This is a genomic window from Pseudomonas sp. LS2P72 (assembly GCF_054897865.1).
The window spans coordinates 526,579-545,986 of sequence record NZ_CM142708.1; the positions used below are offsets into that span (position 1 = coordinate 526,579).

Below are 19,408 nucleotides of genomic sequence, written 5' to 3' on the forward strand. Positions count from 1 at the left end.
TCTTGTGCTGTGCGCGAGGCGGCTATTCTAACCGCCGTTCGCCAGTGTCGCGTAGCGATCGCAATTCTGGGTGTGGTCCATGACCATGCCCGAGGCCTGCATCAGCGCGTAACAAATGGTCGGGCCGACGAACGTGAAGCCGGCCTTTTTCAGGCCTTTGCTCATCTCCACGGCGGTCGGCGTCACGGCCGGGACTTCACTGCGATCCTTGAAATGATTGATCACAGGCTTGCCGTCGACGAAGGACCAGAGAAACTCCACCGGATCCTCCAGCGCCAGCCAGGCCTGGGCATTGCGCCGGGCCGCATTGAGCTTCAGGCGATTGCGAATGATGCCCGGATCGAGCATCAATTCTTCGATTTCGGCGTCGCTCATTTGCGCCACGCGTTGTACGTCGAAGCCGAACATTACCTGACGATAGTGCTCACGCTTACGCAGCACAGTGATCCAGGAAAGGCCGGCCTGGAACCCTTCGAGCAAAAGCAACTCGAACAAACCCTGCGCATCGCGTAGCGGCGTGCCCCACTCCTGATCGTGATAAGCCATGTACAGCGGATCTTCGGAACACCAAAAGCAGCGTGGCATAAGGCTCCAGGGGGCGTGCGCAGGACCGAATCGGGTATACTCCCGCTCTTTAAATCGCAGCCCAAGAAACAGGTGAATTTCGTGAGCCAGCCTACGCCAGCCGTGCGTACCTTCCAAGACTTGATCCTCGCCCTCCAGCAATACTGGGCCGAGCAAGGTTGTGTGGTACTTCAGCCCTACGATATGGAAGTAGGCGCCGGGACTTTCCACACTGCCACGTTTCTGCGCGCCATTGGCCCGGAAACCTGGAACGCCGCTTATGTGCAGCCCAGTCGTCGCCCGACTGACGGCCGCTACGGCGAAAACCCGAACCGTCTGCAGCACTACTACCAGTTCCAGGTAGTCCTGAAGCCGAACCCGGACAACTTCCAGGAACTGTACCTGGGCTCCCTCAAGCATGTCGGCCTGGACCCATTGGTCCACGACATTCGCTTCGTTGAAGACAACTGGGAATCGCCAACGCTGGGCGCCTGGGGTCTGGGCTGGGAAGTCTGGCTCAACGGCATGGAAGTGACGCAGTTCACTTACTTCCAGCAAGCGGGCGGCATCGAGTGCTACCCGGTGACCGGCGAGATCACTTACGGTCTTGAGCGCTTGGCCATGTACCTGCAAGGCGTGGACTCGGTCTACGACCTGGTCTGGGCTGACGGCGCGTTCGGCAAAGTGACTTACGGCGATGTGTTCCACCAGAACGAAGTGGAGCAGTCGACCTATAACTTCGAACACGCCAACGTCGAGAAGCTGTTCGAACTGTTCGATTTCTACGAAAGCGAAGCCAAGCGCCTGATCGAACTCGACCAGCCGCTGCCGTTGCCAAGCTACGAAATGGTGTTGAAGGCCTCCCATACCTTCAACCTGCTGGATGCGCGCCGGGCGATCTCGGTGACCGCGCGTCAGCAATACATTCTGCGTGTCCGCACCCTGGCGCGATCCGTTGCGCAAGCCTATCTGCTGGCTCGCGCCAAGCTGGGCTTCCCGATGGCGACCCCGGACCTGCGTGATGAAGTACTGGCCAAGCTGGAGGCTGCACAATGAGTGCTCAAGATTTTCTGGTTGAACTGGGCACCGAAGAACTGCCACCCAAAGCCCTGAACACCTTGGCCGACGCGTTCCTGGCCGGTATCGACAAAGGCCTGCAAGCCGCTGGCCTGAACTACGAGACCAAAACCGTCTACGCCGCGCCACGTCGTCTGGCTGTGCTGATCACCGATCTGGCGACTCAGCAGCCGGATCGCAGCATTAACCTCGATGGTCCGCCACGTCAGGCCGCGTTCGATGCCGAAGGCAACCCGACTCAAGCGGCCCTGGGCTTCGCCAAGAAGTGCGGCGTCGACCTGAGTGAAATCGATCAGAGCGGCCCGAAACTGCGCTACAGCCAAAGCATCGCCGGCAAGCCAACCGCGAGCCTGCTGCCGACCATCGTCGAAGATTCCCTGAACGACCTGCCGATTCCCAAGCGCATGCGCTGGGGTGCTCGCAAGGAAGAGTTCGTTCGCCCGACTCAATGGCTGGTGATGCTGCTCGGTGACCAGGTCATCGACTGCACCATCCTCGCCCAAAAGGCGGGTCGCGATTCCCGTGGTCACCGCTTCCATCATCCGGAAAGCGTGCGCATCACCTCGCCGGCCAACTACTTGACCGACTTGCGTGCCGCTTACGTATTGGCCGATGCCAATGAGCGTCGCGAGTTGATCAGCAAGCGCGTCGAAGAGCTGGCGACGATGCAGGAAGGGACGGCGATCGTGCCGCCTGCGCTGCTCGACGAAGTGACCGCGCTGGTTGAATGGCCGGTGCCGCTGGTGTGCTCGTTCGAAGAACGTTTCCTCGACGTGCCGCAAGAAGCCCTGATCACCACCATGCAGGACAACCAGAAGTACTTCTGCCTGCTGGATGCCGACGGCAAGTTGCTGCCACGTTTCATTACCGTGGCCAACATCGAAAGCAAAGACCCGCAGCAGATCATCGCCGGTAACGAGAAAGTGGTTCGCCCACGCCTGACCGACGCCGAGTTCTTCTTCAAGCAAGACAAGAAACAGAAACTCGAAGATTTCAATCTGCGTCTGCAGAACGTGGTGTTCCAGGAAAAACTCGGCAGCGTCTACGACAAGGCCGAGCGCGTATCCAAACTCGCTGCGTTCATCGCCCAACGCATTGGCGGCAACGCCGCGTGGGCTTCCCGTGCCGGCCTGCTGTCCAAGTGCGACCTGTCGACCGAGATGGTCGGTGAGTTCCCGGAGATGCAAGGTGTCGCCGGTTACTACTACGCCCTCAACGACGGCGAGCCGGAAGAAGTTGCACTGGCACTGAACGAGCAGTACATGCCGCGCGGTGCTGGCGCTGAACTGCCGACCACCCTGACCGGTGCGGCCGTGGCCATCGCCGACAAGCTCGACACGCTGGTGGGTATTTTCGGTATCGGCATGCTGCCTACCGGGAGCAAAGACCCGTATGCCCTGCGCCGTGCTGCTCTGGGTGTATTGCGCATCCTGATCGACAAGAAGCTCGATCTGGACCTGAACGATGCCGTGGCGTTTGCCGTGAATGCGTTCGGTACCAAGATCAAGGCTGCTGGCCTCAACGATTCGGTGCTGGAGTTCATCTTCGACCGTCTGCGTGCCCGTTACGAAGACGAAGGCGTGGATGTCGGGACTTACCTGTCGGTGCGTGCCCTGAAACCGGGTTCGGCGCTGGACTTCGATCAGCGCGTCCAAGCGGTAGAGGCGTTCCGCAAATTGCCGGAAGCCGCTGCCCTGGCCGCGGTGAACAAGCGTGTTTCGAACTTGCTGAGCAAGGTCGAAGGCTCTGTTCCTTCGGTCGTTGAAGCCAAGTACTTCGACAACGCCAACGAGTTCTCCCTGTACTCGGCGATCCAGCAAGCTGACCAGGCTATCCAGCCGATGGCGGCGGCGCGTCAGTACAGCGAATCGCTGGCACGTCTGGCTGCCTTGCGCGAGCCGGTGGATGCGTTCTTCGAAGCCGTAATGGTCAATGCGGAAGATGCCAAGGTCCGCGCCAACCGTTATGCGTTGCTGGCGCGTCTGCGTGGGCTGTTCCTCGGCGTCGCCGACATTTCGCTGCTGGGCTAAGGGGCTGCTGTTGAAACTGCTGATTCTCGATCGGGACGGGGTGATCAATTACGACTCCGACGCTTACATCAAGTCGGTGGAGGAGTGGATTCCGCTCCCGGGTTCGATCGAAGCCATCGCGCAGTTGAGCAAGGCCGGCTGGACGGTAGCGGTGGCTACCAACCAGTCGGGCATCGCTCGCGGCTATTACGACATCGCCACCCTGGACGCCATGCACGAGCGCTTGCGCTCGTTGGTAGCGGAGCAGGGCGGTGAAGTCGGGCTGATCGTCTATTGCCCGCACGGGCCGGACGATGGCTGCGATTGCCGCAAACCAAAACCCGGGATGTTGAAAACCATCGCCGCGCATTACAACGTATCGCTGACCAATCTTTGGTTCGTCGGCGATACCCTTGGTGACCTGAATGCCGCCAAAGCCGTCGATTCTCAGCCAGTTTTGGTAAAGACCGGGAAAGGCGAAAAGACTTTGGGCAAGACCCTACCGGCAGGCACCTTGATTTTTGACGATCTGGCGGCGATTGCCGCAGAACTTATCCACAATTAGAGCGTTTCGAGATTCCTGACCAAGGATTGATCGGGATTGCGCTTTATATAGACGGGCAGAGCCCGCACGGTAAACGTCACCATGTCGATACTGCAGGCCATCAGAACGTTCCTCTTTTATCTGTTGCTGGGCAGCAGCTCTTTGCTTTGGTGCAGCCTGAGCTTTTTTATCGCGCCTTTTCTGCCGTTCAAGGCGCGCTATCGCTTCATCAATGTGTACTGGTGCCGCTGCGCCTTGTGGCTGAGCAAAGTCTTTCTGGGCATCAGCTACGAAGTGAAGGGCGCCGAGAACGTGCCCGACCAGCCCTGCGTGATTCAGTCGAACCACCAGAGCACGTGGGAGACGTTCTTTCTATCCGCCTACTTTGAGCCATTGAGCCAGGTACTTAAGCGCGAACTGCTCTTCGTTCCGTTTTTTGGCTGGGCCATGGCCATGCTGCGACCGATTGCCATCGACCGCGACAATCCGAAAGCGGCGCTCAAGCATGTGGCGAAGAAGGGCGATGAACTGCTGAAGGATGGTGTCTGGGTTCTGATATTCCCAGAGGGAACGCGCGTTCCGTACGGCACTATCGGAAAATTCTCTCGGGGTGGTACCGCGTTAGCCGTCAACGCCGCACTTCCCGTGCTGCCAATTGCGCACAATGCTGGCAAGTTCTGGCCGAAAACCGGTTGGGCGAAGAAGCAGGGCGTTATTACCGTGATCATCGGCGTGCCCATGTATGCCGAGGGTAGCGGACCACGCGCGGTTGCCGAGCTGAATGATCGGGTCCAGGCCTGGAACGAGCAGATGCAACGTGAAATGGGTTCGCTGCCACCCGCCCCGCAAGCTCCGGCTGCTACTGACCCAGTGGCTGTCTGAGATTTTGTGGATAACCTGTGTACCGTTTACTTGAAATGCGTCGGATTTAGTTCGTAGGTTTATGATTTACATACATATTTTATAAACTCATAAAAAGCCGAAAAAGGTGCATAAGTTTTTTTCGGACGTAAAAAAACCGGCTGATATAGCCGGTTTTTTTATGCCTGTTGGAAAGCGTCTGATCACTCGCTCATTAGCGGTAACTGGACACTGAATGTCGTGCCTTGCCCCACTACGCTATGACAGGAAATTCTCCCGCCATGACGGTCGACTACCGCCTTGACCATGGACAAACCCAGCCCCAGGCCGTCGCTGCCGTGAGCCGAGGTAAAACGCCGATACTGACTGAACAACTCGGGAAGTTCATCCATAGCAATCCCTCGGCCCTGATCGGCGATTTCGCACAGTAACCAACCCTCGGCACAACTCACCCGCACTGAGATTCGCGAGCCCGCCGGACTGTACTTGATGGCGTTTTCCAGCAGGTTGAACAGTGCCCGTGCCAGAAGCGATTGATCAGCCAGGACCAGCGCTTCCGCGTCTTCGTCGAGGTCATGCAGCAACTGAATGTTCTTCATATGCGCGATGCTCGAGGCCTGGTCGAAGGTATCGAGCAACAACATGGCGAACAGGCTCGGCTGAAACTGATAGGCCTCGGATTCGGCTTTTGCCAACTGCACAAAAGCCTCGGTCAGGTTCAGTGCTTTGCGCACTTGTAACTCGATCTGGCTGAACACTTGAATGTCGCCGGACACCTCATGCCGCTGAACATCGAGCAAGGCCAGAATCGCCGAGTGGGGGGCTCTGAGGTCATGGGACAAAAAGCGCAACAACACGGCTCGTTGTTCCTCGGCGTCGCGCTCGACGCTCAAGTCAGTGAGGCTCAGTAGCCAGCCAATCACCGAATCGCCCTCGGCTGGCAACAGGGGTGCCAGGTCCAGACGCAGACTACGTGCCTGAGTGTCACGAAACTCCAGCGGCTCCAGGGTCGACAACGCAGATGGCATTCCGTTGGACGGCACCGGGTAACCCAGGTCGCTCAGTTGCTCGAGCATGTCCTCGCCCACCAGGCTACGACTAAACACCTCTCGAGCCTTGCGATTGGCCAGCAGAATGCGCCCTTGCGGATCGCTGATCAGCGTCGCCACCGGCAGGTATTCAAGTCCATCGGCAATGAAACGTCGGGTATCGCGGGTCCGGCTCATGGCCTGCTCCAGCGCCACGATTTGCCCTTGCAGCACATCACCGGCCGGGGCCTGGGCGCGACGACGCTCGGGAAAGACTTTTGGCTCGCTGTCCAGGCGCGCCAGTTCCCAGCCGAAATAGGCGAGCACTGCGTTCAGCCTTCGCCAATTCCAGATCAGGTAGCCCAGCATCATCCCTAGCAGGCTCGCAGCCGGTGACCACCACCAGCCAAGCCGCATCAGTACACCCGAACCCAGTAAAGCGGCCGTCATTGCACCCAAAGTCAGCCATAGGGCGCGGCGCGGACGCACCAACAGCAGGCCCAGTAACTCACCGACAATCACCACCGATAGCAACGCCGCCAAGCGCTGATCGAGAGCCACGATGTTGCGCTGTTGCAGTAGCCCGTTGAGGATATTCGCCTGAATCTCGATGCCCGGAGTGGTGCCGAGGCTGGCCGATTGCGGTGTCACGTAGCGGTCGCCCAGGCCTGGAGCGGTCGAGCCGATCAGAATCAGGCGATCACGCAGCAACTCGGGCGGGACTTCGCCGCGCAATACGCTGACGTAGGGCACGCTGGGAAAGCCCGCGTCGGAACGGATGAAAGGAATCCGTATTTCGTGGGCTCGCTGCCAGCCTTGCGCCGATGGCAGAGCCGGGGTACCAGGCATCGGTACATTTCCCTTATCGGCAAGGGTTTCTTCGTACAGCAGCCAGGCCAGTTGCGGACGGGGGTTTTGCGTCGGTCCTTCGCTTAGATACACGCTGCGTACAATTCCGTCGGCATCCGCTTCGGCATTGATGTGCCCGATGCCTTTGGCGCAATGGCTCAGCGCAGCCACCGGTTCAATTTCCCCCAAGGGTTGCCCATAACGTGCGACGCCTTCGCGCAATAGCGGCACGAAAACATTCCCGGCCCGACAAGCCGCCTGAGCCAACAGCTGATCGTTGTCGGGATGGCTATCGGGCTCGCTGAAGATAACGTCGAACAGCACGCCTTTAACGTTCGCGGCGCTGAGCCGATCCAGCAATTGCGCGTGCATGGCCCGCGACCACGGCCATTGGCCAAGCTGCTGCAAGCTGTAGTCGTCGATCGTGACGATGAGTATTCGCGGGTCCACCTGCAGCGGACTCAGCCGGCGCAGGTTGTCATACAGCAGATTGCTCAGGGTCAGGCCCTGAGTCGTGGACAGCATAGCCGTCAGCGGCAACAGAATCAGACAGACCCACAGCCACTCGCGGACCATTCGCCGAAATAGCCGCTGAGCCTGGGTCGGCTCGCGGTCATCCTTCTTTGGCCGGTTCTTCATCGGTCGTCGGCCAGGGCGCTATTGGACACGAGGGGTCCTGGGGTAATAGAAAATGTCATACACCCCGGTCTCTCCCTCTAACCCCTGAGCGTCATAGGCCGACAGGCGAACATGGTAGAAAAACGCTTTCAGCCCGCTGAATTTGACCTCTGGTGTACTGGAAAACTGCTCTTGCCTGATGTCCATAAAGGCTGTGTCGGTAGCCACTTGCGCCCGATAACGCGTGGCCCCTTCGATGGGTTTCATGATCAATTGCCAGACCGGCACATTACCCGTCTGACCGGCTTGCCCCAACAAACGCGGGGCGGGTAACAAGTCAATTGGCGTCAGCGTGCCCTGTTTCTGAATACGCAAACCTTGACGGGCCATGACCTGGACCTCGTCAGCTTCAGAGCTCTGAGTCCGTTTGGCAACCGACCGGGGAGGGCGGGAGCCCGAGGTTTGCTCATCACGGTTGACCGCCACGTGTCCATTCAGAACCTCCAGCAGCGCCTCGCCACTGTCATCGTTGCGCACCCGAAAGTGCGTGCCCCGCACGCCCAGTACACCGACCGGCGTGACGATCTGAAAGCGATCATGGTCGCTGGCACGTTTGATCACATACGACTCAACCTGGCCCTGCTCAAGAATGACCTGAGGGATCGAATGTTCTTCATTGAGGTGCAGGGTGATCTGGGAACTGGAGGGCAACACCACCCGCGAGCCATCCCCCAAGGACAGGCTGACAAACGCCGAGGGCGAGGTCTTGACCCCTTCCTGCTCGTCGATCGACATGCCTTCCTGCAGTGGCGTCTGCTTGCCCTTGGCGTCCAGCTTCCAGGCTTCGCCGGTCAGATGCTCGACAGTCGCCGGCAGCGGTTGTCCACGACATTGTTGGTTTTCATCGATATAAGGCAGACGTTTTGTCGAAGCGACAGCGGCTGATGCACCCTGGGTGAACAATCCCATCAGGCCGGCAACCACTAAAAGACAGACACCAGAACGGCGTGGGAGCAATAAGGTCATGGGGTTCATGGATTGCTTTTTATGCTCTTGTAGAAATCATGCCGGGAACGCACGCGCTTGACGCACGATACCTGACCGGACGCTCTGGCAGATAGCCATGGGAGCAAAGGATATGAGATGACACATCCCTGTGTCGGAACCGAGCAGGCACTCCGTGTGTTTTCCCCTGAACTGGGGACCGTCGAAAACCGGCGATCGACGGTCCTGCCAGGTTGGCTTGACGCTCCCTGCGTCGGAGCACATCCCAATGCCCCTGTGCCGCTCAGCGACGACGAATTTACCGGCATAAGTAACCTTGCGAGCCGATTCTCCATATTTGTTCAGAATTGATCCAAGGCTAAAACACCCAACGTTGTTGTGTTGAAGGGATGTCGAGCTGTACGGATTCCATCTGAGAGGAATGCATCGGGGCATAGCCTGGCGAGTCTCCCATCACTGTGTTTGTCTCCGTTGGGCCGAAGTAACGCGCTAAAGCCCCTTGGTCGACTTTTGGAATCGACTGAACCGTGGTGCATCCCAGTCCGAGGCCAGCCGCCAACATCAACGCTGCCAATCTTGTGAATCCATTAGAGAGCATTTTTAGACGCATCTTTCCCACAGTCCCCGGCGAAGTGACACCAGCGTACCCATACTTGGGGCCTTCGCAGCCATTCGCCACAATTGTTCAGATTCAATCAATCAGCCTAAACTCCCGTAGGAATTTTTACTTTGCACTTACGAGATGAAGGAAACACTCGGCATGCGTGTCGCAATACTGGATGACGAGCCCGCCGAACTCCGCCGGGTGGAACAGACACTGCGACAGATCCCCGTCACGGGAGAGCAGGCGTGGACGCTGCATTGTTTCGAGCGGGGAGAGGACTTACTCCGGCAACTCCGGCGGGAAACCTTCGATCTACTGATCCTCGATTGGCAGCTGCCTGATATCAGTGGCCTGGCATTGTTGCGCTGGACCCGTGAACACATGGACGTGCCACCGGCGGCGATCATGCTCACCAGTCGCGATACCGAAAGCGATATCGTCCAGGCATTGAACGCCGGGGCCGACGATTACGTGAGCAAACCGTTTCGTCCCAACGAGCTGATGGCTCGGGTCAGCGCAGTGCTTCGTCGACATGGACTGCAACGCGCGGCCGCCACCGAAATACTGACCTTCAATGACCTCGAGTTCGACGACGCCGAACTCACCGTCACCCGCGCCTCCACCCCCATCAGCCTGACCGAACGGGAATACCGTCTCGCTCGCTGCCTGTTCGCCAATCTGGGCCGACCTTTGTCCCGTGAATACTTGTATGAACGCTTTTGGACCCATGAAGAAATAGTCTCCTCACGCCCGCTAGACACTCATATTTATCGCCTGCGCAACAAGTTAGGCCTGACGGCTGATCGCGGTTGGCAACTGCTGACGATTTACGGGTATGGGTATCGGCTTGAGAGCGTGGCCACTGCTAGCGAATAACGACATTTCGATGATCAATAAAAAAGGCCAACGCTAAGCGTTGGCCTTTTTTGTTTTAGCGGTCCTGCCGGATCAGAAGTCCAGGTTGGAAACCGCCAGGGCGTTGCTTTCGATGAAGTCACGACGAGGCTCGACCGCATCACCCATCAGGGTGTTGAAGATCTGGTCCGCGCCAATGGCGTCTTCGATGGTCACTTTGAGCATCCGGCGCTGGCTTGGGTCCATGGTGGTTTCCCACAGCTGATCCGGGTTCATTTCGCCCAGACCTTTGTATCGCTGGATGGTGTGACGCTTGGTGCTTTCGGCCATCAGCCATTCAAGGGCTTCCTTGAACTCGGTGACCGGCTTCTTGCGCTCGCCACGCTGGATATACGCGCCGTCGTCCAGCAAGGTGCTCAGTTGAGCGCCCAGAGAAACAACAGTCTTGTAATCGTTGCTGCCGAAGAAGTCGCGGTTGAAGGTGACGTAGTTCGACAAGCCGTGGGAGATCAGTTCGACCTCAGGCAGCCAGACGTTACGTTCACGGTCTTCACGCAGGCTGGCTTTGTAAACCAGGCCGGACTTCTCCACGGTGCGCAGGCGAACTTCGTACTGGGCCATCCAATCCTGCATCGCTGCGTGATCGGACAATTGCTCCAGGCTAACGGCTGGCAGGTAGATGAAGTGCTCGGTCAGCTCCTGTGGATACAGGCGCGACAGACGTTTGAGCGTTTTCATTACCAGACGGAAATCATTCACCAGACGCTCGAGGGCGGGGCCGGAAATACCCGGGGCTTCCTCGTTCAGGTGCAGGCTCGCATCTTCCAGGGCCGACTGCGTCATGTACTCTTCCATGGCGTCGTCGTCTTTGATGTATTGCTCTTGCTTGCCTTTCTTGACCTTGTACAGTGGCGGCTGGGCGATGTAGATGTAGCCGCGCTCGATCAGCTCCGGCAACTGACGGAAGAAGAAGGTCAGCAACAGGGTACGGATGTGCGAACCGTCGACGTCAGCATCGGTCATGATGATGATGTTGTGGTAACGCAGCTTCGCGATGTTGTACTCATCGCGGCCAATGCCGCAGCCCAGCGCGGTGATCAAGGTGCCCACTTCTTGCGAAGAGATCATCTTGTCGAAGCGCGCTTTCTCGACGTTCAGGATCTTGCCCTTGAGAGGCAGGATGGCTTGGGTCCGACGGTTGCGTCCCTGCTTGGCGGAGCCGCCAGCAGAGTCACCTTCCACGAGGTACAGTTCGGAAAGGGCAGGGTCTTTTTCCTGGCAGTCAGCCAGTTTGCCCGGCAGGCCGGCGATATCCAGCGCGCCTTTACGACGGGTCATCTCACGGGCTTTACGCGCCGCTTCACGAGCGCGAGCCGCATCGATCATCTTGCCGACGACCAGTTTGGCTTCGTTCGGGTTTTCCAGCAGGAAGTCGGAGAAGTACTTGCCCATTTCCTGTTCGACCGCGGTCTTCACTTCGGAAGAAACCAGCTTGTCTTTGGTCTGGGAGCTGAACTTCGGATCCGGCACTTTTACCGAGATAATCGCGGTCAGGCCTTCACGGGCATCGTCACCGGTGGTCGCGACTTTGTGCTTCTTCGCCAGACCTTCGGCTTCGATGTAGGTGTTCAGGTTACGCGTCAGTGCGGAACGGAAACCCACCAGGTGAGTACCGCCATCTCGCTGTGGAATGTTGTTGGTGAAGCACAACAGGTTCTCGTTGAAGCTGTCGTTCCACTGCAGGGCGATTTCCACGCCGATGCCGTCTTCACGCTGGATGTTGAAGTGGAACACCTGGTTGACCGGGGTCTTGTTGGTGTTCAGGTATTCAACGAATGCACGCAGGCCACCTTCGTACTTGAACAGTTCTTCCTTACCACTGCGCTCATCCTTGAGGACGATGCCGACACCGGAGTTGAGGAAGGACAGTTCACGAATCCGCTTGGCCAGGATGTCCCAGCTGAAGTGGATGTTCTTGAACGTCAGGTCGGACGGTTTGAAGTGAATCTGGGTGCCGGTGGTTTCGCTTTCACCGACGATTTTCATCGGTTCTTTTGGAACACCATGAATGTAGGTCTGTTCCCAGATCTTGCCGCTGCGGCGAACGGTCAGGACCAGCTCTTCAGACAGGGCGTTCACAACCGACACACCTACACCGTGCAGGCCGCCGGATACTTTATAGGAGTTGTCGTCGAACTTACCGCCCGCGTGCAGCACGGTCATGATGACTTCAGCTGCCGAGACGCCTTCTTCTTTGTGCACATCTACCGGGATGCCACGACCGTTGTCGCGAACGGTGATGGATTCGTCCGGGTGGATGATGATGCTGATGTCGTCGCAGTGGCCGGCGAGAGCTTCGTCGATCGAGTTATCGACCACTTCGAACACCATGTGGTGGAGACCGCTGCCATCGTCGGTGTCACCAATGTACATACCGGGACGTTTGCGTACGGCATCCAGGCCTTTCAGCACTTTAATGCTCGTTGAGTCGTACGTATTTTCTTCGCTCAATGCCTTCACTCCCGATGGTCGTGGGTCTGGGTGATACGGCCCTGTTCCACGTGGAACAGAGCGACTGGCGTTTCCGTCTGCCAGCCTTCCCTCAATAATTCGTGATCTACACAGGTGATAAACACCTGGCAGCGTAAGTCTTCCAGCAAGCGGCAAAGCGCGCGGCGGTGGTGCTCGTCCAGTTCGGACGGCAGGTCATCCACCAGATAAATACACTGGCCGCGTCGGGCCTGGCTGACCAAGTGCCCTTGGGCAATCCGCAATGCACAGACCACCAGCTTCTGCTGACCGCGAGACAAGATGTCCGCGGCGTTATGTGTGCCCAATCTAAGACGCAAATCAGCACGCTGTGGTCCGGCTTGGGTATGACCCATTTGCTGATCCCGCTGAAGGGACCCGGCGAGCACTGCACTCAGCTCGCGGTCTTTGTCCCAACCTCGGTAATAGCTGAGCGTTAAGCCCTCGAGCTCAACCAGTTCGCTCAAGGTCTGTTCAAAGACTGGTTTCAAGGCTTTGATATAAGCGCGGCGGTATTCATCAATTTCAGCGCTGGCCTGGCACAGTTCCCTGTCCCAAACCGCTTGCGAAACGGCGTCAAGTGTACCATGCCGCAGCCAAGAGTTTCTCTGGCGCAGGGCCTTCTGCAAGCGCTGCCAGGTGGACATGAATCGTGGTTCCACGTGGAACACACCCCAGTCGAGAAACTGCCGGCGAATCTTCGGTGCGCCTTCCAGCAAGCGGAAGCTATCAGGGTTGATCAGTTGCAGCGGCAGGATTTCCGCCAGTTGCGCCGCGCTACGGGCATTCTGCCCGTCGATGCGAATCTGGAACTCGCCTTGACGGTCGCGGGAGATTCCCAAAGCGCTGTGCCCCCCCTCGGCCAACTCCACCTGACCAAATACCGTACAGGCTATCTGATCGTACTGGATGACCGGTAACAGGCGGGCGCTACGAAAGGAACGGGCAAGCCCCAGCAGATGAATGGCTTCCAGAACACTGGTTTTGCCGCTGCCGTTGGCGCCGTAAAGAATATTGATTCGGGGGGAGGGGGAGAAGGTCACCGGGTGCAGATTGCGCACCGCGGTGACCGAGACGCGACTTAAGGACATCTAGCTTCTGCTGAGCATGATTACAGACGCATCGGCATGACAACGTAAGCCGAGTCGTCGTTGTCAGACTCTTGCACCAACGCACTGCTGTTGGAGTCGGACAGGATCAAACGAACCTGCTCAGTCGTCATGACGCCCAGTACGTCGAGCAGATAGCTCACGTTGAAACCGATTTCCAGATTGCCGCCGTTGTACTCGACGCCCACTTCTTCTTCCGCTTCTTCCTGTTCCGGGTTGTTCGCCTGGATCTTCAGCTGACCGTTGGCCAGTTGCAGACGGATGCCGCGGTACTTCTCGTTGGACAGAATCGCGGTGCGGCTGAACGCTTCACGCAGGGCCTGTCGATCGCCGAGTACCAGCTTGTCGCCACCTTTGGGCAGAACACGCTCGTAGTCCGGGAATTTGCCGTCGACCAGTTTTGAGGTGAAAGTGAACTCGCCAGTGGTCGCACGAATGTGGTGCTGACCCAGTACGATACTGACGATGCCGTCCGGCTCAGTCAGGAGGCGGGCCAGCTCAAGGATGCCTTTACGTGGCACGATGACCTGGTGGCGATCCGGCTGACCGATATCGGCCTTCATCGAGCACATGGCCAGACGGTGACCGTCGGTGGCCACGGCGCGGATGATGCCTTCGGAAACTTCCAGCAGCATGCCGTTGAGGTAGTAACGCACGTCCTGCTGGGCCATGGCGAAGCTGGTGCGTTCGATCAAACGGCGCAGTTTGCTTTGCTCAAGGCTGCACGTCAGCGAGCCGGGGCCTTCTTCCACAGTCGGGAAGTCATTGGCCGGCAGGGTCGACAGGGTGAAGCGGCTACGGCCGGCCTTCACCACGAGCTTCTGCTCGTCGACCTTGATGTCGATCAGCGCATCGTTCGGCAAGCTTTTGCAGATGTCCATCAGCTTGCGCGCAGGCACAGTGATGGAACCTGGATCGGCAGGCTCTTCGAGTTGTACACGACCGACCAGCTCGACTTCCAGGTCGGTACCGGTCAGCGACAATTGCTGGCCTTCGACAACCAGCAGCACGTTGGAGAGCACCGGCAAGGTCTGTCGGCGCTCGACGACGCCTGCGACCAGTTGCAGGGGTTTCAACAGGGCTTCGCGTTGAATGGTGAAATGCATGGTCTAGTCCCTTGCCTTAATAAGCTGCGCTGGTGTTCATCAAGTGGTCAGTGTACGCAGCAGGTTCTTGTAGTCCTCGCGGATGTCCGCGTCGGATTCCTTAAGTTCGTTGATCTTGCGGCAGGCGTGCAAAACAGTCGTGTGGTCCCGGCCGCCAAACACATCGCCGATTTCCGGCAGGCTGTGGTTAGTCAACTCTTTGGACAATGCCATTGCAACCTGACGCGGACGTGCGACCGAGCGTGAACGACGCTTGGACAGCAGGTCGGAGATCTTGATCTTGTAGTACTCGGCGACCGTGCGCTGAATGTTATCCACAGAGACCAATTTGTCTTGCAGCGCCAACAAGTCTTTCAGGGATTCGCGAATCAGCTCGATGGTGATGTCGCGGCCCATGAAGTGCGAGTGGGCGATCACGCGTTTGAGCGCGCCTTCCAGCTCACGGACGTTGGAGCGTATACGCTGGGCAATGAAGAACGCCGCGTCATGGGGCAGATCGACTTTGGCCTGGTCGGCCTTTTTCATCAAGATCGCCACGCGGGTTTCCAGCTCCGGCGGCTCGACGGCTACCGTCAGGCCCCAGCCGAAGCGGGATTTCAGGCGCTCTTCAAGGCCTTCGATTTCTTTCGGGTAGCGGTCACTGGTGAGAATGACCTGCTGACCACCTTCAAGCAGGGCGTTGAAGGTGTGGAAAAACTCTTCCTGGGAACGTTCTTTGCGAGCGAAGAACTGAATGTCATCGATCAGCAACGCATCCACCGAACGGTAGAAGCGCTTGAACTCGTTGATGGCGTTCAGCTGCAGGGCCTTGACCATATCGGCCACGAACCGCTCGGAATGCAGGTACACAACCTTGGCATTCGGATTCTTCTTTAATAGGTGGTTACCCACCGCGTGCATCAAGTGGGTTTTACCCAAGCCGACGCCACCATAAAGGAAGAGCGGGTTGTAACCGTGCTTGGGATTGTCCGCCACTTGCCAGGCCGCAGCCCGGGCCAGTTGGTTGGACTTGCCCTCGACGAAGTTTTCGAAGGTGAAGGTGCGGTTCAGGTAGCTGGTGTGCTTGAGCGCACCTTCGACCTGCACCGTACGCTGTTCGGCGCGAATTGGTGCCTGTTGCGAACTGGCCCCGGCCATCGGGTCGAAGCTGTCGCGCGATGGCTCTTCATTAACCTCGGTAACTTTTTGCGTCGCTCGCTTGGTCGGAGCGGCTACCTGAGCTGGCGCCATGGCGCTGACAGGTGCTTGAGCGGCCTGAGCCTGTGAAGCAGCGGCGGCCAACGGAGCATTCGGGGCGGCACGCGGTACCGAACTGCGTTTGCTGCCTATTAATAAGGACAGCGCCGGCGCCATGCCATTGCCATGCTCATCCAGCAGTTCAAGGACGCGGCCCAGGTACTTTTCGTTGACCCAGTCGAGAACAAAACGATTCGGTGCGTAGACACGCAACTCGTCGCCTTCGGCTTCGACCTGTAGTGGACGGATCCAAGTGTTGAATTGTTGGGCAGGCAGCTCATCGCGCAAAAGCTCCACGCACTGCTGCCAAAGTTCCACTGACACGGATATCCCCTAAGTTGAAAGCCGGTGAGGCAAAAACAAGCCGCCATTGTAGCCGACCAAGCCCCGACTTATCCACACGAAGGTTGTGCACCGCCCATGAAGAATCAGTGATTTATACGAAAAAAAGACGACCAACGGTCTGTGCATAAGCTCTGTGGATAACCAGGTCTAAGGTCTTTGTACAAGTGGGGGGGAAACTCGGTGGATAACCACCCTGTGGATAAGTACCCCTTTCACACACAGCTTATCCGACAGCGCAGCACAGGGTTACCACCGTTTTCCACCGTAGTTGTCATTCTCTGTACATCACGACTTTAAAGGGCTTATGGCAGTTATCCACAGATGATCGTGCCCCTAGCTTTTATAAGCTTTACAGAAAAGCTTTAAATACTTTCTTTCTTAATTTCTATATCTAGCCAGGGAGCTCGACAGGAAAAACGCCAGGAGATCTATTTATAAGGAAACGCTGGTTGGAAATTGACCTAGAGGCTTGCTTTCTCTAGAATCCCCGGTCTCTTAAAACGGGGGCCATTCCGGCCCGTTGTGGACGAACCAGGTAACACGACAATGAAACGTACTTTCCAACCAAGCACTATCAAACGCGCTCGTACCCACGGTTTCCGTGCTCGCATGGCTACCAAGAACGGTCGTGCCGTCCTGTCGCGTCGTCGCGCCAAAGGTCGTGCGCGTCTGGCAGTTTGATAATCCGGCACTGGAGGTGAGTCAGGACTTCAGTCGGGAAAAGCGTCTGCTTACTCCCCGGCATTTCAAGGCAGTCTTTGACTCCCCTACCGGCAAGGTTCCGGGGAAAAATCTCCTGCTCCTTGCGCGCAACAACGATCTCGATCACCCCCGTCTCGGGCTGGTTATCGGGAAAAAGAGCGTAAAGCTCTCCGTCGAGCGCAATCGCCTCAAACGTCTGATGCGCGAATCGTTCCGTCTGAACCAGGACTCACTGGCCGGCTGGGACATCGTTATCGTCGCGCGCAAAGGTTTGGGTGACGTAGAAAACCCCGAATTGATTCAGCATTTCGGCAAACTCTGGAAGCGTCTGGCACGCAGCACGCCGGTACCAGCAGTCAAAACCGAAACTGTAGGGGTAGACAGTCCCGATGCGTAAACTGGCACTCGTTCCGATCCAGTTTTATCGCTATGCCATTAGTCCTCTGATGGCCAGTCACTGTCGTTTCTACCCCAGTTGTTCCTGCTACGCGTATGAAGCCATAGAAAATCATGGCCTTCTGCGCGGTGGCTGGCTGGCCTTTCGTCGTTTAGGTCGCTGTCATCCGTGGAATCCCGGTGGTTATGACCCGGTTCCATCTATCCCTACCTCCCGTTCTTCTTCGATGGCCGAGTAATCATGGATATCAAACGCACGATCCTGATCGTCGCCCTGGCAATCGTGTCCTACGTTATGGTTCTTAAATGGAACCAGGACTATGGCCAGGCTGCCCTGCCGACTCAGAATGTTGCTTCCAGTACTACCGCACCGGGCCTACCGGATACGGCGACTGGCAATAATGCTTCTGTCAGTGACGACATTCCACGCGCCGCAAGCGATACCAGTGCAACTGCACCTGCTGAAACACCAGTAGCTGCAAGCAAAGACCTCATCCAGATCAAAACGGATGTGCTCAACCTGGCAATCGATCCACAAGGTGGTGATGTTGCGCAGTTGACGCTGCCGCTGTATCCACGTCGCCAGGACCATCCGGAAATTCCATTCCAGCTGTTCGATAACGGCAACGAGCGGACTTATCTGGCTCAGAGTGGCCTGATCGGCACCAACGGCCCGGACGCAAGTCCTGCCGGTCGTCCGGTTTACTCCTCGGAGAAGAAAATTTATCAACTGGCTGACGGTCAAGACCAATTGGTTGCGGACCTGAAGTTCAGCAAGGACGGCGTCAACTACATCAAGCGTTTCACATTGAAACGTGGCCTGTATAACGTAACCGTTTCCTACCTGATCGATAACCAGAGCGCTCAGCCCTGGTCCGGGGCAATGTTCGCGCAACTGAAGCGCGATGCCAGCTCCGATCCTTCTTCCAGCACCGCCACCGGCACCGCGACTTACCTGGGCGCCGCCCTGTGGACAAGTAACGAGCCGTACAAGAAAGTGTCGATGAGCGACATGGACAAGGCTCAGCTGAAAGAAACCGTTAACGGTGGTTGGGTTGCATGGTTGCAGCACTACTTCGTGACCGCGTGGATTCCGGCGAAAGGCGAGAACAACCTCGTCCAGACCCGTAAAGACAGCAAAGGCAACTACATCATCGGCTACACCGCACCGGCAATGACTGTCGCGCCAGGTGCAAAAGCCGAGACCAGCGCTGTTCTCTACGCCGGTCCGAAAAGTCAGGCTGTGCTGAAAGAGTTGTCCCCAGGTCTGGAACTGACCGTCGACTACGGCATTCTGTGGTTCATTGCCCAGCCAATCTTCTGGCTGCTGCAACACATCCACGCGCTGGTCGGTAACTGGGGCTGGTCGATCATCTTCCTGACCATGCTGATCAAAGGGATCTTCTTCCCGCTGTCGGCTGCCAGCTACAAATCCATGGCGCGTATGCGTGCAGTGGCACCGAAACTGGCTGCGCTGAAAGAGCAACATGGTGATGACCGGCAGAAAATGTCGCAATCCATGATGGAGCTGTACAAGAAAGAGAAGATCAATCCGCTGGGTGGTTGCTTGCCAATCCTCGTGCAGATGCCGGTTTTCCTTTCGCTGTACTGGGTTCTGCTGGAAAGCGTTGAAATGCGCCAAGCGCCGTTCATGCTGTGGATTACTGACCTGTCGATCAAGGATCCGTTCTTCATTCTGCCGATCATCATGGGCGTAACCATGTTCATCCAGCAGCAGTTGAACCCGACTCCTCCGGATCCGATGCAGGCGAAGGTCATGAAAATGATGCCAATCATCTTCACCTTCTTCTTCTTGTGGTTCCCAGCAGGTCTGGTGCTGTACTGGGTAGTGAACAACGTGTTGTCCATCGCCCAACAGTGGTACATCACGCGTAAGATCGAAGCAGCTACCAAAGCAGCTGCCTGATTTACACTGTGAATAACCACTCAAAACGCCCCCTAGTGGGGCGT

Annotated in this window: 16 protein-coding genes; 9 read left to right on the plus strand and 7 right to left on the minus strand. The window is 57.4% G+C overall.

All coding sequences use genetic code 11. The features are described 5' to 3' along the window. Positions 1–27: 27 nt before the first annotated feature. A complete protein-coding gene (locus tag ACYZUA_RS02340; protein WP_461961938.1) occupies positions 28–585 on the minus strand; it encodes a DNA-3-methyladenine glycosylase I in 558 nt (185 codons plus the stop codon). Between the two features lie 81 nt (positions 586–666). Between ACYZUA_RS02340 and glyQ the strand changes: the two genes are divergently transcribed. From glyQ to ACYZUA_RS02360, 4 genes are all read left to right on the plus strand, one after another. Continuing rightward, positions 667–1,620, plus strand: a complete 954-nt coding sequence (gene glyQ / locus ACYZUA_RS02345) for a glycine--tRNA ligase subunit alpha (protein WP_322219828.1) — start codon at positions 667–669, stop codon at positions 1,618–1,620. Then, positions 1,617–3,671: a glycine--tRNA ligase subunit beta gene (glyS, locus tag ACYZUA_RS02350; protein WP_461961939.1), complete on the plus strand. Its 2,055-nt coding sequence runs from the start codon at positions 1,617–1,619 to the stop codon at positions 3,669–3,671. Before glyQ ends, glyS begins: the two co-directional genes overlap by 4 nt. A gap of 4 nt (positions 3,672–3,675) precedes the next feature. Next, entirely contained in the window at positions 3,676–4,215 is a 540-nt protein-coding gene (gene gmhB, locus ACYZUA_RS02355; RefSeq protein ID WP_461963853.1) for a D-glycero-beta-D-manno-heptose 1,7-bisphosphate 7-phosphatase, read from the plus strand. Positions 4,216–4,296: 81 nt separating this feature from the next. Next, positions 4,297–5,076 carry a lysophospholipid acyltransferase family protein gene (locus tag ACYZUA_RS02360; protein WP_461961940.1) on the plus strand — a complete coding sequence of 260 codons (780 nt, stop codon included), beginning with the start codon at positions 4,297–4,299 and terminating at the stop codon, positions 5,074–5,076. Positions 5,077–5,258: 182 nt separating this feature from the next. Here ACYZUA_RS02360 and ACYZUA_RS02365 read toward each other — a convergent pair whose 3' ends face one another. Together ACYZUA_RS02365 and ACYZUA_RS02370 are read right to left on the minus strand one after the other, a co-directional pair. Continuing rightward, positions 5,259–7,571, minus strand: coding sequence for a CHASE2 domain-containing protein (locus ACYZUA_RS02365; protein ID WP_461961941.1), 2,313 nt, complete (start codon positions 7,569–7,571; stop codon positions 5,259–5,261). 18 nt (positions 7,572–7,589) lie between these two features. Beyond that, on the minus strand, positions 7,590–8,519 hold the full coding sequence (locus ACYZUA_RS02370; protein WP_461963855.1) for a FecR family protein: 930 nt from the start codon (positions 8,517–8,519) through the stop codon (positions 7,590–7,592). A gap of 796 nt (positions 8,520–9,315) precedes the next feature. Here ACYZUA_RS02370 and ACYZUA_RS02375 point away from each other — a divergent pair. After that, positions 9,316–10,035, plus strand: a complete 720-nt coding sequence (locus tag ACYZUA_RS02375) for a response regulator transcription factor (protein ID WP_095126813.1) — start codon at positions 9,316–9,318, stop codon at positions 10,033–10,035. A gap of 72 nt (positions 10,036–10,107) precedes the next feature. Here ACYZUA_RS02375 and gyrB read toward each other — a convergent pair whose 3' ends face one another. Genes gyrB through dnaA form a run of 4 tightly spaced genes read right to left on the minus strand, consistent with a single transcriptional unit; the run spans position 10,108 to position 16,318 of the window. Next, the gene (gene gyrB, locus ACYZUA_RS02380) at positions 10,108–12,525 is read right to left on the minus strand and encodes a DNA topoisomerase (ATP-hydrolyzing) subunit B (RefSeq protein WP_074872220.1); all 2,418 of its coding nucleotides are present in this window, start codon (positions 12,523–12,525) and stop codon (positions 10,108–10,110) included. 5 nt (positions 12,526–12,530) lie between these two features. Continuing rightward, positions 12,531–13,634 (minus strand): DNA replication/repair protein RecF, encoded by a 1,104-nt coding sequence (gene recF / locus ACYZUA_RS02385; RefSeq protein ID WP_461961942.1) that lies wholly within the window; start codon positions 13,632–13,634, stop codon positions 12,531–12,533. Between the two features lie 20 nt (positions 13,635–13,654). Then, complete coding sequence (gene dnaN / locus ACYZUA_RS02390; protein ID WP_008155702.1) at positions 13,655–14,758, minus strand: DNA polymerase III subunit beta; 1,104 nt, start codon at positions 14,756–14,758, stop codon at positions 13,655–13,657. 39 nt (positions 14,759–14,797) lie between these two features. After that, positions 14,798–16,318: a chromosomal replication initiator protein DnaA gene (gene dnaA, locus ACYZUA_RS02395; protein WP_461961943.1), complete on the minus strand. Its 1,521-nt coding sequence runs from the start codon at positions 16,316–16,318 to the stop codon at positions 14,798–14,800. A gap of 567 nt (positions 16,319–16,885) precedes the next feature. On the opposite strand from dnaA, the gene rpmH reads away from it, so the two are divergent. From rpmH to yidC, 4 genes are read left to right on the plus strand one after another with little or no spacing between them, the layout of a single operon-like run. Further along, positions 16,886–17,020, plus strand: a complete 135-nt coding sequence (rpmH, locus tag ACYZUA_RS02400) for a 50S ribosomal protein L34 (RefSeq protein WP_003213577.1) — start codon at positions 16,886–16,888, stop codon at positions 17,018–17,020. 16 nt (positions 17,021–17,036) lie between these two features. Continuing rightward, a complete protein-coding gene (gene rnpA, locus ACYZUA_RS02405) occupies positions 17,037–17,438 on the plus strand; it encodes a ribonuclease P protein component (protein WP_031319201.1) in 402 nt (133 codons plus the stop codon). Then, a complete protein-coding gene (yidD, locus tag ACYZUA_RS02410) occupies positions 17,431–17,676 on the plus strand; it encodes a membrane protein insertion efficiency factor YidD (RefSeq protein WP_074872215.1) in 246 nt (81 codons plus the stop codon). Before rnpA ends, yidD begins: the two co-directional genes overlap by 8 nt. 2 nt (positions 17,677–17,678) lie before the next feature. After that, positions 17,679–19,364: a membrane protein insertase YidC gene (gene yidC, locus ACYZUA_RS02415; RefSeq protein WP_461961944.1), complete on the plus strand. Its 1,686-nt coding sequence runs from the start codon at positions 17,679–17,681 to the stop codon at positions 19,362–19,364. The last annotated feature ends 44 nt before the right edge of the window (positions 19,365–19,408 follow it).